Genomic DNA, 15,070 nt, shown 5'->3' on the forward strand with positions numbered 1-15,070 from the left:
CGTGATGCTCGAGGTCAAGCGGGCGCTGGACCCCAACAACGTCATGAACCCGGGCAAGTACCTGCTCGACCGGGCGTACGGGAGGGACACCACCGATGAGAACCGATGAGCAGCCCGCCGGCCCGGGGGGGGGGGGGGGGGGGGGGGGGGGGGGGGGGGGGCCCGCGCCCCCCCCCCCCCCCCCCCCCCCCCCCGGACGGGGGGGCTCAGCCGTGGTGGAGGAAGCCCACCTGGCCGGGCCGCCGGTTCGGCGGGTAGCCGAGCTTGGCCAGCGCCTCGTCGGCGCTGCCCCAGTACTCGCCGAGCCGGTAGACCTCGCGGGCCTCCTTGCCGGTGGCGACCTCGCGGCCGAGCTCCCCGGCGATGCGCACGAGCTGGCGGACGGCGTCGGCGGAGGTGCACTTCTCGCCCAGCCGGCCCCAGAGGGTGTCCTCGTTGCCGCAGCGGGTGTGCAGGCCCAGGGCGATGGCCACGGTGTTGATCGGCAGGACGTTGCGCATGATGCTCTCGAGCGTCAGCGACGCCCCGTCGGGCACCCGGCGGACGAACTCCATCATCGTGTAGGGGTCGGGCCCGTCGAAGCCGCCGCCGATGGCGACCCAGGTGATGTTGAGCGGGCCGGTGTAGACGCCGCGGCGGACCAGCCGCTCGACGGTCTCCAGCTGGGCGCTGTGCGCCAGCTGGAAGTGCGGCTGGATGCCGTTCGCCACCAGGCGGCGCAGGTGCTCCTCGACCCAGGCGGGGCTCGCCGGGACCTCCATGTTGCGGTAGGTCTCGTAGAGCTCCGGGCGCTGGAACGAGGTCCCGGCGATGTCCGAGTCGGTCATCAGCTCGACGATGTTCATCTGCGAGGTGTTGATCGCGATGGTCACCTGGTCGGGCTTCGGATCGAGCTCGGCGAGCATGTGGCGGGTGTCGTCGGACAGCCACTTCGCGTCGGCGCCGTCGCCCTCGGGGGCGAAGGAGATCGAGCCGCCGACCTGCAGGATCATCTCCGGCACCGCCTCGCGCAGCCGCCGCAGCAGCTCGTTGAACTGCGACAGCCGCTTGGAGCCCTTGCCGTCGAGCTCGCGCACGTGGATGTGCAGCACGGTGGCGCCGGCCTCCCAGCAGTCAACCGCCTGCTGCACGTGCTGGTCCATGGTCAGCGGGATGTCCTCGGGGAAGTCGGCGGGCTCCCACTCCGGCCCGTAGGGGGCCGCGGTGATGACCAGCTTCTCCTGGTTCTCGGGGAACAGGGAGTCGTCGAGGAAGTGCACGTCAGGTCTCCGTTTCGGAAGCAGGGGTCAGGACGAGGGGGTCAGGAGGTGGGGGTGCCGACGATCCCGGCGCGCTCCATCCGGCGGACGGCGGGCCAGTAGTCCTGGACGGCGTAGTGCTGGGTGTTGCGGTTGTCCCAGATGGCGAAGCTGTCGGGCGTCCACCGCCAGCGCACCTGGTACTCGGGGACGAAGGCCTGCCGGACGAGGTAGTTGAGGAGCTCGCTGCCGCCGGGTGAGTAGTCGAAGCCGAAGCGCACGTTCTGCGGCGTGTGCCAGTTGGTGAAGTGGGTGGTGAAGGCGTTGACGAACAGCGCCTTCTCGCCGGTCACGGGATGGGTGCGCACGACCGGGTGCTCGGCGTCGGGGAAGCGCTCGTGCAGGGCGTGCCGCTGCTCCTCGGGCATCGCGGCGCCGAAGGTGGCCTCGATGCTGTGCCGGGCTCGCAACCCGTCGATCTGCTCCTTCACGCGCTCGGGCAGCCGCCGGTAGGCCTCGACCATGTCCACCCAGATGGTGTCGCCGCCGACCGGGGGACCCTCGACGCAGCGCAGCACCGAGCCCATCGGGGGGACCTGCCGCCAGGTGGCGTCGCAGTGGAAGGCGTTCTCGTAGTGCTCCGGCGGGCTGTCGTGGTCCTTGTAGATGCGGACCAGGCCGGGGTGGTCGGGGTCGCTGCCGGCGACCGGGTGGTCCTCCAGCGGTCCAAAGCGCTCGGCGAGTGCGACGTGCTCGGCCCGGGTGATGTGCTGGTCGCGGACGAAGAGCACCTTGTACTGCAGGAGCAGCGCCTCGATCTCGCCGAACAGCCCGGCGTCGCGCGAGGCCTCCGCCAGGCTGACCTTGCGCAGCTCGGCGCCGATCTTCGCGGTGAGCGGCACGACCTCGATGGAGCGGGACCCGACGGCGAAGGACGGGAAGCGGTCCTCGACGGGGTGGGGGTACAGGGCGGTCACGGTTGTCTCCTTGCTCGGGTGAGGGGCGGGTCAGGAGGGGGCGGACTCGAGGACGAACACCGAGGAGCCGACGCCGCGGCCGGACTCCAGGTCGCGGTGCGCCTGGACGGCGTCCTCGAGGGCGTAGCGCTGCCGGACGGCGACGCGGATGCGGCCGGAGCCGACGTGGTCGAACAGCTCGCCGGCGAGCGCCGCGCGCTCGGCCGGGTCGGCGGTGTAGTCGGCCAGCGCGGGCCGGGTGACGAACAGCGAGCCCTTGACGGCCAGCTGCACGGCGTCGATCGGCGGGACCGGGCCGGACGCCGTCCCGAAGCAGACGAGCAGGCCGCGGCGGCGCAGCGAGTCCAGGGACGAGGCGAACGTCGTCGCGCCGACGCCGTCGTAGACCACCGGCACCCCCGTGCCGCCGGTGATCTCGCGGACCCGGGCCGCCACGTCCTCGCGGGTGTGGACGACGGTGTGCGTGCAGCCGTGCGCCCGGGCGACCTCGGCCTTCTCGTCGGTCGAGACCGTGCCGATCACGTCCACCCCGAGCAGCCGCGCCCACTGGCAGAAGACGAGGCCGACGCCGCCGGCCGCGGCGTGCAGCAGGACGGTGGTGCCGGGGGTCAGTGAGGTGATCCGGCGGAGCAGGTAGGCGCAGGTGAGCCCGCGCATCGTCGTGGCGGCGGCGGTCTCGAACGGGATGGTGTCGGGCAGCCGGATCAGGTGCGCGGCGTCCATGACCCGCTCGGTGCTGTAGGCGCCCAGCGGGCTGCCGGTGTAGGTGACCCGGTCGCCCTCGGCGAAGCCGGCGACCCCGGGGCCGACGGCCTCGACCACACCGGCGGCCTCCACGCCCATGCCGGCCGGCCGGGGCGCGGGGTAGAGCCCGGTGCGGAAGTAGGTGTCGGCGAAGTTGAGACCGACGGCGACGTGCCGGACCCGCACCTGGCCGGGACCCGGCTCGCCGACCGGCAGCGACTCCCAGCGCAGCACCTCCGGTCCGCCCGTCTCGTGGAAGCGGATGCCCTTCGCCATGCGGTTCTCCTCCTGACGGCACACCGGGGCGTGCCGGGGCGCGGAACGGTGGGGGTGTCGGCTCGGCGCGGGGACCTCCGTCCGCCGGCCGGGAGGCGGATCGGCCTCTCCTCGACGCGTCAAAGGTGACAGGTCCCACACCTGGACGCTGTACCGTTCCGGACGTGTCGCTTGACCGATCCGGACACCCGCGTGGGCGGGATCCCGGCCGGCCCTGCGTCCGGTGCGCGACGCTCGACGGCTGGACCGGGCTGGCCCGCTCCGCGGGGCTCGACCCGGTGCGTCTGCTGGCCGGCGTGGGGCTGACCGTCGCCGACCTGGCGGTGCCCGACCGGTGGGTACCCGCGGCCGAGGTGGCCCGCCTGCTCGAGCGGTCGGCCGCGGAGTCCGGTCTGGAGGACTTCGCGCTGCGGCTGGCCGGCCTGCGCCGGCTGGCCACGCTCGGGCCGCTCGGCGTCGTGCTGCGGCAGGAGCCCGACCTGCGCAGCGCCCTGGGCCTGCTCTGCCGGTACGAGCACAGCTACAACGAGGCGATCCGGCTGCGGCTGGAGGACTCCGGGGACCTGGCCACGGTGCGCGTGTGGTTCGAGTTCGGCGAGCCGGCGCCGACCCGGCAGGCGCTGGAGCTGGCCGTGGCGACGCTGCTCGGGATCGTCCGGGAGCTGCTCGGCCGCACGTGGGAGCCGCTGTCGCTGTGCTTCACCCACCCGGCCCCGGCGTCACCGTCGGCCCACCTGGCGGTGTTCGGGCCGCGGCTGCGGTTCGGGCACGACTTCACCGGCCTGGTCTTCCACGCCACGGAGCTCGACGCCGCGAGCGCGACGTCCGATCCGCTGCTGCGGCCCTACGCCCGGCAGCTCCGGCAGGCGATCGGCGCTCCCCCGGCGGAGACGGTGACCGGCCGGGTGACCCAGCTGGCGGAGATGCTGCTCCCGCTCGGCCGCTGCTCGACGCAGCAGGTCGCCCGGAGCCTGGGGATGACCCCGCGGACGCTGCACCGGAGACTGGCCGCGGAGGGGCACTCGTTCTCCTCGATCGTGCACGGCACCCGCGAGGCGATGGCCGAACGCCACCTCGCGACCGACCGCTACTCGCTGACCGACGTCTCCGAGCTGCTCGGCTTCACCGCGCCGAGCGCCTTCTCGCGGTGGTTCCGCCAGCGTCGCGGGGTCAGCCCGACGGAGTGGCGGGCGCGGGCCGGCCGCGCCGGCGGGGGGTGACCTCCCCGGCCGCCGGGGAACCGGCGCAGCACCGGGGCCCGGCTGCGTCGGCAGCCGGGCCCCGGGTCGCCGGAACGGTCAGCTGGTGGCGGTGGCCCGCTCCTCGTCCTCGGAGAAGACCGCGCGCAGCTTGTCCTCCTGCTCGTGGCTCAGGTTGGTCTCGACGAGCACCATCTGCTGGCCCTCGAAGGCCTCCCGCACCTTGTCGGTGACCGCGCCGGAGGACAGCACGAACAGCGCGGAGGTACCCGGCTGGATCTCGTCCCGCATGCGGCGGATGAACGAGTCGTCGATGCCGACGTCGGTCATGCTGCCGGTGAGTGCCCCCATGCCGGCGCCGATCGCCATGCCGAGCAGCGGCACGAAGAAGATCAGCCCGAAGAGCATCCCCCAGAACGCGCCGCCCAGGGCCCCGGCACCGGCCATGCTGGTGAGCTGACGGGTCTTCGGCTTCCGGGCGCCCTCGGGGTAGGTGACGATGGCGGCGTCGTGGATGCGGATCAGCTCCTTCCGCTGCAGGGTCTTGAGCGTCTCCTCCGCGATCGCGGCGCCGTTCGCGGTGGGGAACTTCCAGACGGTCATCGTGGCCATCGATCTCTCCTCGGGTGTGCTCGACCGAGCCGAACGGCTCGGGGTCCTGGGACGGGGGTCACGAGTTGAGGATCTGGCTCTTCTGCAGCTCGAACTCCGCCTCGTCGAGGACGCCGGAGTCCCGGAGCTGCGCCAGTTCGCGCAGTTGCGCCAGCTTCGTGTTGGTGTCGGTGCGCTGGGGTGCCGGCTGGCCGTACTGGGGCTGGCCGTACTGGGGTTCCGGCGGCGCGGCGGCCTGCTGCTCGGCCCAGCGCCTGCCCTGGCGGCGGGAGACGCGGTTGGAGACGGCGGTGGCCGTCCCGGCGACGATGGCGGTGCGGGCCATCCCGCGGAGCAGGGGCATGTCGACTCCTGTCTGGGTCGGGGGGGGGGGGGGGGGGGGGGGGGGGGGGGGGGGGGGGCGGGGGGGGGGGGGGGGGGGGGGCCGCGGGGGGGGGGGGGGGCGGCGCCGGCCGGCGCCGCGGGGACGGGTCAGCTCACGGCAGGGGTGGCCGCGCGCCCGCCGGGGTGCCAGAAGGCCGCGACGAGGAGCAGCACGCCGAAGATGGCGACCTGGGCGCCGAGCGCCAGGGAGAGCACCAGCACGGTGGCCTCGGGCCAGGAGACGGCGAGGACGCCGACGAACACGTTCACCGCACCGGCGAGGGCGAGCCACCCCCAGCCGGGGATCTCGTGGCGGCCGACCACGGCGACCCCGACCCGCGCGCCACCGTGGACGATCAGGGACAGCCCGGTGATGAGGGCCAGGGAGAACAGCGTGATGCCGGGCCAGGCGATCGCGAGGAGGCCGCCGACCACCAGGACCGCGCCGAGGACCACCGAGGACCACCGCCGCTGCTCGCCGGCCCACCCGAGGGCGGCCTCGAGCAGCCCGCCCAGGATGAACGAGAGCCCGACCAGCAGGGCCAGGGTGCGCGCGGCGGCGGCCGGCTGGAACAGCAGGACGACGCCGAGCACGACGGCGGCGAGGCCCAGCAGGCCGACCACGACGCGCACGCCGGTGTGCCTGCTGGGGGTCGCGCCCGCATAGCGGCTGGACACGTTCGCGGTCATGCCGGCTCCTCCCCCGGACCGATCCGTCCGGGCCGACCCTGCCGTCCGGGACCCCGCCCGACCTCATCCCCCGGGGATGACGCAGGGCGGGGCCGGCCACCGGCACCGTCTGCGGCATGAGCAGGTCTGGTGGCGGTTCGGCGGGAGTCGGGTCGAGGTGCGCGACGGCGGTGGTGGCCGTGGTCGTGGGAGCGGGACTGGCCTCCTGCTCCTCGGACGCGGAGTCCGGGACGGCCGCGGGGACCACCCCGGCCCCCGACGTGTGCGGGTCGGCCGACGCCCTCCGGACGTCACTGGCCGCGCTCGGGGACGTCCAGGTGGTCCAGCAGGGCACCGGCGCCCTGGAGGAGGCCTGGGCGACGGTCCAGGACGACTGGGCGCGGTTCGCCGAGGCCGCCCGCGCCGAGTACCGCGACGAGGTCGACGGCGTGCAGGCCGACGCCGACGCGGTCGGGGACGCCGTCGACGCGGCGCAGGGCTCCCCCTCCGCCGACACGCTGGGTGCGGCGGCCGCCGCCGTCGGGACCTTCCTGCAGGGGGCCGGCGCCCTCGTCGACGAGACGAGCTCGACGTGCTGACCGCCGAGCGCCCGGGACCGGCGGCTCCGGTCGACACCCCGCACACCCGGCGACCGACGCCGCGGGAGCGGCGAGCCGCGGGCAAGGCCCTCCGGGCCGGTGCGCCGCTCGCCGCGCACGCCGTCCTCTCCCGCACCCCGGCCTCGCCGGACCCGCTGACGCTGCTGGAGGAGCAGGCCGCCGACCGGCTCCCGGAGCTCGCGCCGATCCGGTACGGGCGGATGCTGTCCTCCCCGTTCGCGTTCTACCGCGGGGCCGCCCGGGTCATGGCCGCCGACCTCGCCGGCGCCCCGGCGTCGGGCCTGTCCGTGCAGATGTGCGGGGACGCGCACGTGTCGAACTTCGGCCTGTACGGCTCGCCCGAACGCCGGCTGGTGTTCGACGCCAACGACTTCGACGAGACCCTCCCGGGGCCGTTCGAGCACGACGTCAAGCGGCTCGTCGCCAGCCTGGTCATCGCCGCCCGCGGCAAGGGCATCGGCCGCCGGCAGCGGCGTGCCCTCGCCGTCGCGGCCGGCGCGCGCTACCGGGAGGCGATGGCGCAGTTCGCCGGCATGCGCGACATCGACGTCTGGTACTCCCACATCGACGCCGACGACCTCCAGCAGCGACTGGCCCCGCAGCTCGACGACAAGCCGCGCCGTCGACTGGCCCGGGCGCTGGAGAAGGCGCGGACCCGGGACACGCTGCAGGCCTTCGGCAAGCTCACCGAGGTCGTCGACGGCCGGCTGCGCCTGCGCGCCGAGCCGCCGCTGCTGGTGCCCCTGCGCGACCTGGTGCCGGAGCCGGAGGAGCAGCAGCTCGCCGCGGCGTTCGGCGGGCTGATCGGCCAGTACCGCCGGTCCCTGCAGTCCGACCGCCGCACGCTGCTCGAGCGCTACGCGTTCGTCGACATGGCCCGCAAGGTCGTCGGCGTGGGCAGCGTGGGCACCCGCTGCTGGGTCGTGCTGCTCGTCGGCCGCGACGAGGACGACCCGCTGCTCCTGCAGGTGAAGGAGGCCGCGCCGTCGGTGCACGCGGAGTTCGTCGGCCGCAGCCGGTACTCCAACCAGGGCCAGCGGGTCGTCGCCGGGCAGCGGCTGATGCAGCAGGCCAGCGACGTGTTCCTGGGCTGGCAGCGCAGCGCCGGCATCGACGGGGTCGAGCGGGACTTCTACGTCCGGCAGCTGCGGGACTGGAAGGGCGCCTTCGAGATCGACGAGCTGCGCCCCGCCGGGCTGCAGAGCTACGGCGAGCTGTGCGCCTGGTGCCTCGCCCGGGCCCACGCGCGGTCCGGGGACCGCATCGCGATCGCCGGGTACCTGGGGTCCTCCGCGGCGTTCGAGGAGGCGCTGGCCGACGTCGCGGAGGCCTACGCCGACGTCAACGACGGCGACCACGGCCGGCTGGCCGAGGCCGTGAGCGCCGGCCGCGTGCAGGCGACCACCGGCGTCTGAGCTCACCCGGGCCGGATGACGCCTCGCGGGCCGGGCCGGGCGGAGCATGCCGCGCGTGGACGCCGCCTCCCGCGACAGGCCCGACCGGCACGGACCGGCGCGGGACGACCCGCGCGAGCCGCGGCTCGCGCCCGTGCCCGGCCGGCGGGCGCTCGTGGTGGCCCTCGGCCGGACGCTGCTCAGCGTCGCCGCCGTCCTGGCGCTGTACGCCGTCCTCCCCCTGACCAGCCGGCCCGGCCTGGAGACGCTGCTCGCGCTCGTCGCCGGCCTGCTGGCCTTCGGCCTGATCGTGACCTGGCAGGTGCGGGCGATCCTGCGCTCCCGCCACCCCGCGCTGCAGGCGGTGGAGGCGGTCGCGGTGTCGATCCCGCTGTTCCTCGTCGTCTTCGCCGGGGCGTGCCTGGTCGTGGCGGCCGGCGACCCGGACGCGTTCTCCGAGCCGCTGAGCCGGATCGACGGGTTGTACTTCGTGGTCACGGTCTTCGCCACGGTGGGCTTCGGGGACATCGCGCCGGTCAGCGACGCCGCGCGGGTCCTCACGACCGTCCAGATGGTGGGCGACCTGGTGCTCATCGGGCTGGTGCTCCGGGTCATCCTCGCCGCGGTGGACCGGCGCCGGCGGGAGGAGCCGGCGGGCGCCGGCCCCTCCTGATCCGGACGGTCACACGCCCAGGAGCCGGTCCTTCTCTCGGCCGAACTCCTCGTCGGTGAGGACGCCGGCGTCGCGGGCCTCCCCCAGCCGCACCAGCAGGTCCAGCCGGCCGCTCAGGGTCGTCATGGTCTCCGGCGTCAGGCCGGCGGGCACCAGCGGTGCGGTTCCGGGCGCCGCGGGGGCCACCGTGTCGACGAGGGTGGCGGTCGACGCGCCGTTCGGGCTGGCCTCCGGGGACGGCACCCCGACCGACCGCGGGGCCGGCACCGCGGCGGGGACCTCCGCGGGCGGCACCGCCGCCGTGGAGCCGGCCACACCCGCGGGCGCCTCCCCCGGCTCCTCGGCGGCCGCCTCGGGGGCCTGGTCGACCAGCCACGACAGCGCGCCGAGGTAGAGGCCGACCAGCGCAGCGGTCCAGATGAGCACGGACAGCGTCGGCTCCGGCCAGAACAGCAGGAGGAGCACCCCGACGGAGATCCCCGCCCAGCGGGCCGCGACCAGGTGGTCGCGCAGCACCGCGCCGAGGCGGGCGCTGCGCCGGCGCAGCTCCAGGCCCTCGGTGAAGGCCCGCCACCAGGCCTCGACGCGCTGCGTCCAGGACTCCCGGGTGGCCGCGACGGCCTCGCCCGGTGCGGCGCCCTGGGCGGCCAGTGCCCGGGCCTCCTGGCGCCGGCGCAGCTGCGCCCGCGCCGACGCCAGGCCCGTCCGGATCCCGGCGACGATGCCCAGCCGCCCCCAGACCAGGGTCAGCACGAGCACCAGCAGGACGGCGGCCAGCAGCCACAGCGTCCAGGACCGCAGGCTGGCGGCCAGCACGTCGTACACCGCACCCACGGCGTCCCGGTTCTCCTCGCGCACCTGTGGGAGCAGCAGACCGCGGGTCACGCGCAGCGTGGCGAGCAGCAGCAGGAGGAGCACGGTCGTGGTCACCGCCCAGGCCCGCAGCGTGCCGCGGCGGCGCCGGGAGACCCCGAGCGCCCCGGCGAGCGCGGCCAGCGCGACGAGGCCGAGCCACCACCACGCCGAGTCCAGCAGGTCGATGGCCGTGTAGACCTGCGGGGCGTCGGCCGGGGTCAGCAGCGTGACGCCCGCATCGTCCGGCAGCAGGTCCAGCACCTGGCCGGCGACCCCGTCGCGGGCGGAGGCGGGCACGAGGGCCTTCGCCTGTCCGAGGGTGTACTGCACCGGCTCCCCGGCGACGAGCTGCTCCTGCGCGGAGGTCAGCGCGGCCCGCGTGAGCGGCCGGAACGGGTCGTTGGTCAGCAGCCGCTGCACACCGGCGGCGACCACCGACTGCACACCGCTCTCCACCGTGGGCCCGAACCGCTGCAGCCTCTCCGGCAGCACGGCCACGGCCTCGTCGACGGCGTCCTGCACCGCCGGCTGGGCCATCACCGTCTCGGTCACCCGCTCGTTGACGCGGGACTCGACCTCCGGCAGGTCGACGATCGTCTCGACATTGGACACGAACGCCTCGGTGTCGATCACGTTCTGGCGCGTCCACAGCGACACACTCGCCAGGACCAGCGCGACGGCGCTCACCACGATGAGCAGGCCGGCGACCAAGCGACGCATGGGTTCTCCCCTCCCGCGGCAGGCGGGCGCGGCGCCCAGCCGACGCCGGTCAGCCTGGTCCCGGGCGGGCAGCCGCTCATCATCCCCCGGGGATGAGGACCGGCGCCGTCCGCTCTCCGACGCTGGGCGCCGTAGCCACCAGCCCTCCAGGAGGAACCATGACCCAGACCGCCCCCGACAACGCCCTCGGCCGCATCGCCCAGGGTGAGGCCCCGGTCCTCGAGACGCTCCTCGCGATGAACCTCGACGCGCTGGAGCGCTCCGGTCTCGACGACGAGACCTACCTGCTCGTCCGGCTGGCCGCGCTGGTGGCCATGGACGCCCCGCCGGTCTCCTACCTGATCACCCTCGGGGTGGCCGAGGAGGCCGGGCTCACGGTGGAGAAGGCGCAGGCGGTCCTGGTCGCGATCGCTCCCGTGGTCGGCAGCGCCCGGGTCACCGCAGCGGCCGGCGCGATCGTGCGGGGCGTCCTCGGTGCCGCGGCCCTCGGCGACGGGATGATCCCGGAGCAGCGCAGCTCGTGAGGCGCACGCCGTAGCCGCTGCGGCCGGCCCCGCAGGCGCAGCGCACCGCCGCCCCCCGTTCCCCGGTGCCACCGGGGGACGGGGGGCGGCGCTGTGGACCACCGCTGGTCGGACTACCGCTCGTCGATCTCCCGGCCGTGGACCGTGAGGGCGTGGACGGCCACGACGGACAGGGCGATCACGACCGTCGACCACGCGGGCGAGGCGGCGAGGAACCCGAGGTTCACGACGGCACAGGCCACCGCGAGGCCGATGCCCGTGAGCCGGGCCCACCGGTGCCCGCCCTGCAGGATCCCGGCCCCGGCCGCCACCGCGAGCAGCCCACCGAGCAGGTGCACCCAGCCCCACGCGGCGTACCCCTCCACGACGAACAGCTCGTTGGCCCGCTGGCCGAGGTCCTGCTCGTCGAGCAGGGCGACCAGCCCGAGGAGCGCCCAGGACAGGCCCAGCAGCACCATGAGCACGGCGCTGAACCAGACCCACTCCGGCGCCTCCGGCGACGGTGTCCGGGCCGGGGACGACGGGACGGTCCCCTCCGGCGCTCTGGGATCGGCCCGGGACGGGGACGGGACCTGGGACATGACGGGTCCTCCGGAGGCGACGGCGGGATCGGGACGGCCCGACGGGCGGGGAACGGGCCGCGCGGCCGGGGGTCAGGCGCGCGGCGCGGGGACCATCTGCTGGTACTCGGCCGGCGTGACCGCTCCGCTCTGCAGCAGGGCCCGGGCCTTCTGCAGCTGCTCGGCCTCCGCGTCGGCCGCCACGGACCGGATGTAGGCCTCGGTGGCGCGCTGCTGCTGCTCCACGGCCCGGATCTGCCGCTCGGCCATCCCCCGGCCCTGCGCGATCAGGTAGACGAGCACGCCCACGACCGGCACCAGCAGCGTGACGACGACCCAGGCGGTCTTGACCCAGCCGCTGATGTCGCGGCGCGTGAAGAGGTCCCCGTAGACGCGGAACAGCAGCATGAACCACAGGACCCAGCCGAAGACGATCAGCGTGGTCCAGAACAGGTCGAGCAGGGGCATCGGTCCTCCTCGGGACGGGTGTGGGGGGATGGTGGCCAGGCGGCTCCCGGGCGCTCATCACCCCGCCGGGGTGACCGGGTCGCGACGAGGGGTCAGCCGTGCCCCCGTGGCGTGTCGGACGGCCGCGGGGGGCCGGCGGTGTCGCCGTGCCCCCGCGGCTCCTCTCCCGGGGCCGCCCCGACGACGCGGGGCGCCGTCGCTCACGCAGGGGTGGTGTCGGACGGCTCCGGACCCGCCGTGCGGACCTCCAGCAGGTCCAGGCCGAGGCTGCGCAGGCGTTGCAGCATGCCGTGCAGGCCGGGCTGGTCCGTCGGTTCGGTCCTGAGGATGGTCAGGGGTGGTTCCTCGCCGAAGTCCTCCGCGCCGATCTCCTCGAGGAGGTCGGCGGGGACTCGTCCACGCACTCGGAGTTCGTACACCCGACGTCCCATTCTCCGTGCTCCCTCGTGATCGGTGCGGACACCGTCCTGCAGGGGCCCTCCCCCGGAGCCACTCGACCGTCGACTCGCCCGGACGCCCGGGCCCCGAGACGCTCGGCGGGTCCGATCCGATGCGCCGAGCCTCGTCCTGCGCGGGCGCCCGCGGCCTCCTCCCCCCTGGATGAGGCGGGCACCGGCCGCCGCGTCGCCGCCGCGGGTCGCCGCCGGCGCCCGGCCGTCCCGTGCGGTCGCCGGGGTGGGAGGGGTGCACGCGCGTCCTCGCCGGGCCGGGCGCCGCCGTCCCGCCTGCAGTCATCCGGGCGGGGGGATGGGCCTCCCCGGGCCGGCCCCCACCCTGGTCCCGACGACTCCCCGCACGGAGGTGGGCCATGGCCGCGGCCGCCGACGACTACCCGCTGGTCGACCTGATGTGGACCTTCGTCCTCTTCTTCGCCCTGCTGGTCTTCTTCTGGCTGCTCATCACGGTCTTCGGGGACCTGTTCCGGCGGCACGACGTGTCCGGGTGGGGCAAGACCGGCTGGGTCGTGTTCGTCCTCGTGCTGCCGCTGATCGGCTCGATCACCTACCTCGTCACGCAGGGACGTGCGCTGGCCGACCGCGACGTGCGGCAGGCCCAGCACGCCCGGCAGCAGACCGACGACTACATCCGCTCGGTGGCGGCCCCCGGCTTCCGCGGGGTCGACGAGATCACCCGCGCCAAGCAGCTGCTCGACCAGGGCGCGATCAGCCAGGAGGAGTTCGAGCAGCTCAAGCGGCGGGTCCTGGTCTGACCCCGCGAGCCCGCACCCCGGTCCCGCCTGGCCCCACACCCACCCGACCACGGACCGGAGGGCCGCCGGATGACCGAGGAGCGGGACACCCTCGCGCGCCGGTCGCTGCGCCGCTTCACGCTCGGCTCGGGGCCGCTCAAGCGAGGCTCGGACCGGATCCAGGTCGCCGGCCGGATCGTCGTCGTCCTGTCGTTCCTCCTCGCCCCGCTGCTCGCGGTGGTCGTGTCGACCGCCACGGCGGCACACCTCTCCGCGGTCGCGGCGGCGGAGGCCGCCGAGCGCTCCCGGACCCAGGCCGTCCTCCTCGAGGAGGCGCCGGGACCGGTGCGGCGCGGCGACGGCACCGGGGGCGACGGCACCGGGGGAAGCACCCTCGCCACCACGGTCCCGGTCCGGGCGACGTGGCCGGCACCCGGCGGTGCGTCCCGGGTCGGGCCGGTGCCGGTGCCGCCCGGGACGCCGGCCGGCACCGCCGTGCCGGTGTGGGTCGACCGGGAGGGCGACCTCGCCGCGGCACCCCGCGACCGCTCGGGCATCCCGACCTCGGCGGCGACGGCAGGGGCCGTGCCGCTGGTCGGGGTGCCCCTGGTCGCCTGGACCCTCCACGTCCTGCTCGGCCACGTCCTGGACGTCCGGCGCGAGCGCGCGTGGGAGCGGGAGTGGGCCACGGTCGGGCCGGACTGGCACTCCCGGCTGCTGTAGGCACCCTCCGGCCCCGGCGGGGGATCCGGAGCCGGAGGGCGACCCTCAGCCGACCGGTGCGGCCGGCTCGGACGGGGACCCGGCGCGGGCGCCCTGCTCCTCGCCCTCGAGGGCCTCGAGGGCGTCGAGCGCGGCGACCAGGGCCTGGACCGGGACGTGGCCGGCTGCGACCAGCTGGCCGCCGGAGCGGCGCAGGGCGGTGGCGAACGGAGCTGCCCAGGCGTTCTCGTAGACCAGCACGCCGGCCGCGGTCCCGGGCTCGAGCGCGGCGGCCGCCTCGGCGACGTCGTCGGGACCCAGCAGGCCGGAGGCCGCGCCGTCGAACAGTGCCGCCTCCAGGACCCGCATGCGGTCCAGGTCGACCTGGGTGAGCGTCGTGACGGTGCCGTCCTCGTCCTTGCGCAGGAACACCAGGTCGAGGATGCGGATGATCCCCTGGTCGACGAGGTCGACCAGGAGCGGCAGCGCCTCACCGGTCATGCGGTCGGTCGGGAAGGCCACCACCAGGTAGTCGACGGGACCCATCTGGGCCAGGTCGGGGGCCTGCTCGAGGTCTGCGGTCACGGTCTCCCCCTGCGGGCGGTCGACGGGAACGGACACCGGTCACCGTCCCCGGTCACCGGGCGGTACACGTCACCCGGGGCGGACGATCCCGCCCGATCCCCCGAGAGCCCCCCGGGGGCGTGCGGTTCCCCGGCCGCGCGCGACGGCACCCGCCCGGACGTGCTCGACCGGGCGGGTGGGGCTCCCTCGTCCCCCGCTGGACGCCGGGGGTGCGGCGCTGGTCAGCGCAGTCCCTTGACCTCCCGGCCGTGGACGATGATCGAGAAGATCACGATGACGTCCAGGGTGATCATGATGGCCGACCAGATCGGGTAGGCCGAGATGAACACCAGGTTGACCAGGGCGCTCAGCGCGGCGATGCAGACACCCACCACGCGGGCCACCATGTTGCCCGCCAGCAGTCCCAGGCCGGTGAGGATCGCGACGACGCCGATCGCCGTGTGGATCCAGCCCCAGGTGTTGTAGTCCACGTCCACCACGAGCCCCTCCGACGTGACGGCGTAGAAGCCGTCGTCGAAGAGGGCCACCAGCCCCTGGACGATCTGGAAGGCGCCCAGCGTGATCAGCATGACGGCGCCGAAGACCACCCAGCCGGCCCAGGCCGTCGGCGGCTCGTCGTACGGGACGCCGGTCTGCGTGGATGAGCGGTGCGAGGTGTCGGTCATGAGCCTGTCCTCCGAGGTCCGCCCCCGGCTGCGGCCG

At 75.1% G+C, this 15,070-nt stretch carries 20 protein-coding genes; 8 read left to right on the forward strand and 12 right to left on the reverse strand.

The window, feature by feature from the left end; translation table 11 throughout:
* Positions 1-4 precede the first annotated feature (4 nt).
* Positions 5-109, forward strand: a complete 105-nt coding sequence (locus ACI8AD_RS00005; RefSeq protein WP_456868861.1) for an FAD-linked oxidase C-terminal domain-containing protein — start codon at positions 5-7, stop codon at positions 107-109.
* 97 nt (positions 110-206) lie between these two features.
* Here the strand turns inward: ACI8AD_RS00005 and ACI8AD_RS00010 are convergent, their stop codons facing one another.
* From ACI8AD_RS00010 to ACI8AD_RS00020, 3 genes are read right to left on the reverse strand one after another with little or no spacing between them, the layout of a single operon-like run.
* A complete protein-coding gene (locus ACI8AD_RS00010; RefSeq protein ID WP_456868469.1) occupies positions 207-1,259 on the reverse strand; it encodes a 3-keto-5-aminohexanoate cleavage protein in 1,053 nt (350 codons plus the stop codon).
* Positions 1,260-1,300: 41 nt separating this feature from the next.
* Entirely contained in the window at positions 1,301-2,215 is a 915-nt protein-coding gene (locus tag ACI8AD_RS00015; protein ID WP_456868470.1) for a TauD/TfdA dioxygenase family protein, read from the reverse strand.
* A 30-nt stretch (positions 2,216-2,245) separates the two neighbouring features.
* A complete protein-coding gene (locus ACI8AD_RS00020; RefSeq protein ID WP_456868471.1) occupies positions 2,246-3,235 on the reverse strand; it encodes a quinone oxidoreductase family protein in 990 nt (329 codons plus the stop codon).
* 278 nt (positions 3,236-3,513) lie between these two features.
* Between ACI8AD_RS00020 and ACI8AD_RS00025 the strand changes: the two genes are divergently transcribed.
* On the forward strand, positions 3,514-4,455 hold the full coding sequence (locus ACI8AD_RS00025; RefSeq protein WP_456868472.1) for an AraC family transcriptional regulator: 942 nt from the start codon (positions 3,514-3,516) through the stop codon (positions 4,453-4,455).
* Positions 4,456-4,533: 78 nt separating this feature from the next.
* Here ACI8AD_RS00025 and ACI8AD_RS00030 read toward each other — a convergent pair whose 3' ends face one another.
* The 3 genes from ACI8AD_RS00030 to ACI8AD_RS00040 all read right to left on the reverse strand — a co-directional run bounded on the left by ACI8AD_RS00030 (position 4,534) and on the right by ACI8AD_RS00040 (position 6,099).
* Positions 4,534-5,046, reverse strand: a complete 513-nt coding sequence (locus tag ACI8AD_RS00030; protein ID WP_456868473.1) for a DUF1269 domain-containing protein — start codon at positions 5,044-5,046, stop codon at positions 4,534-4,536.
* Positions 5,047-5,104: 58 nt separating this feature from the next.
* Positions 5,105-5,389 (reverse strand): SHOCT domain-containing protein, encoded by a 285-nt coding sequence (locus tag ACI8AD_RS00035; protein WP_456868474.1) that lies wholly within the window; start codon positions 5,387-5,389, stop codon positions 5,105-5,107.
* A 128-nt stretch (positions 5,390-5,517) separates the two neighbouring features.
* Positions 5,518-6,099: an HdeD family acid-resistance protein gene (locus ACI8AD_RS00040; RefSeq protein ID WP_456868475.1), complete on the reverse strand. Its 582-nt coding sequence runs from the start codon at positions 6,097-6,099 to the stop codon at positions 5,518-5,520.
* Between the two features lie 116 nt (positions 6,100-6,215).
* Between ACI8AD_RS00040 and ACI8AD_RS00045 the strand changes: the two genes are divergently transcribed.
* Genes ACI8AD_RS00045 through ACI8AD_RS00055 form a run of 3 tightly spaced genes read left to right on the forward strand, consistent with a single transcriptional unit; the run spans position 6,216 to position 8,765 of the window.
* Positions 6,216-6,677: a hypothetical protein gene (locus tag ACI8AD_RS00045; RefSeq protein ID WP_456868476.1), complete on the forward strand. Its 462-nt coding sequence runs from the start codon at positions 6,216-6,218 to the stop codon at positions 6,675-6,677.
* The gene (locus ACI8AD_RS00050; protein ID WP_456868477.1) at positions 6,671-8,113 is read left to right on the forward strand and encodes a DUF2252 domain-containing protein; all 1,443 of its coding nucleotides are present in this window, start codon (positions 6,671-6,673) and stop codon (positions 8,111-8,113) included. The genes ACI8AD_RS00045 and ACI8AD_RS00050 overlap by 7 nt, the downstream gene beginning before the upstream one ends.
* 55 nt (positions 8,114-8,168) lie before the next feature.
* The gene (locus ACI8AD_RS00055) at positions 8,169-8,765 is read left to right on the forward strand and encodes a potassium channel family protein (RefSeq protein WP_456868478.1); all 597 of its coding nucleotides are present in this window, start codon (positions 8,169-8,171) and stop codon (positions 8,763-8,765) included.
* Positions 8,766-8,774: 9 nt separating this feature from the next.
* On the opposite strand, the gene ACI8AD_RS00060 is transcribed toward ACI8AD_RS00055, so the two are convergent.
* Positions 8,775-10,340, reverse strand: a complete 1,566-nt coding sequence (locus ACI8AD_RS00060) for a hypothetical protein (protein ID WP_456868479.1) — start codon at positions 10,338-10,340, stop codon at positions 8,775-8,777.
* 158 nt (positions 10,341-10,498) lie between these two features.
* Here ACI8AD_RS00060 and ACI8AD_RS00065 point away from each other — a divergent pair, with 158 nt between their 5' ends.
* Positions 10,499-10,864 carry a carboxymuconolactone decarboxylase family protein gene (locus ACI8AD_RS00065; protein ID WP_456868480.1) on the forward strand — a complete coding sequence of 122 codons (366 nt, stop codon included), beginning with the start codon at positions 10,499-10,501 and terminating at the stop codon, positions 10,862-10,864.
* A gap of 113 nt (positions 10,865-10,977) precedes the next feature.
* Here the strand turns inward: ACI8AD_RS00065 and ACI8AD_RS00070 are convergent, their stop codons facing one another.
* The 3 genes from ACI8AD_RS00070 to ACI8AD_RS00080 all read right to left on the reverse strand — a co-directional run bounded on the left by ACI8AD_RS00070 (position 10,978) and on the right by ACI8AD_RS00080 (position 12,296).
* A complete protein-coding gene (locus ACI8AD_RS00070; RefSeq protein ID WP_456868481.1) occupies positions 10,978-11,445 on the reverse strand; it encodes a DUF7144 family membrane protein in 468 nt (155 codons plus the stop codon).
* Positions 11,446-11,517: 72 nt separating this feature from the next.
* Positions 11,518-11,892, reverse strand: a complete 375-nt coding sequence (locus tag ACI8AD_RS00075; protein WP_456868482.1) for a PLDc N-terminal domain-containing protein — start codon at positions 11,890-11,892, stop codon at positions 11,518-11,520.
* Between the two features lie 200 nt (positions 11,893-12,092).
* Positions 12,093-12,296 (reverse strand): hypothetical protein, encoded by a 204-nt coding sequence (locus ACI8AD_RS00080; RefSeq protein WP_456868483.1) that lies wholly within the window; start codon positions 12,294-12,296, stop codon positions 12,093-12,095.
* Positions 12,297-12,700: 404 nt separating this feature from the next.
* Here ACI8AD_RS00080 and ACI8AD_RS00085 point away from each other — a divergent pair, with 404 nt between their 5' ends.
* The gene (locus ACI8AD_RS00085) at positions 12,701-13,102 is read left to right on the forward strand and encodes an SHOCT domain-containing protein (protein WP_456868484.1); all 402 of its coding nucleotides are present in this window, start codon (positions 12,701-12,703) and stop codon (positions 13,100-13,102) included.
* Between the two features lie 69 nt (positions 13,103-13,171).
* A complete protein-coding gene (locus ACI8AD_RS00090) occupies positions 13,172-13,804 on the forward strand; it encodes an Rv1733c family protein (RefSeq protein WP_456868485.1) in 633 nt (210 codons plus the stop codon).
* 45 nt (positions 13,805-13,849) lie between these two features.
* Here the strand turns inward: ACI8AD_RS00090 and ACI8AD_RS00095 are convergent, their stop codons facing one another.
* Together ACI8AD_RS00095 and ACI8AD_RS00100 are read right to left on the reverse strand one after the other, a co-directional pair.
* A complete protein-coding gene (locus ACI8AD_RS00095; RefSeq protein WP_456868486.1) occupies positions 13,850-14,368 on the reverse strand; it encodes a DUF6325 family protein in 519 nt (172 codons plus the stop codon).
* A 221-nt stretch (positions 14,369-14,589) separates the two neighbouring features.
* Positions 14,590-15,033, reverse strand: coding sequence for a DUF7144 family membrane protein (locus ACI8AD_RS00100; RefSeq protein ID WP_456868487.1), 444 nt, complete (start codon positions 15,031-15,033; stop codon positions 14,590-14,592).
* Positions 15,034-15,070: the final 37 nt, after the last annotated feature.

The organism is Geodermatophilus sp. SYSU D00766, assembly GCF_054049915.1.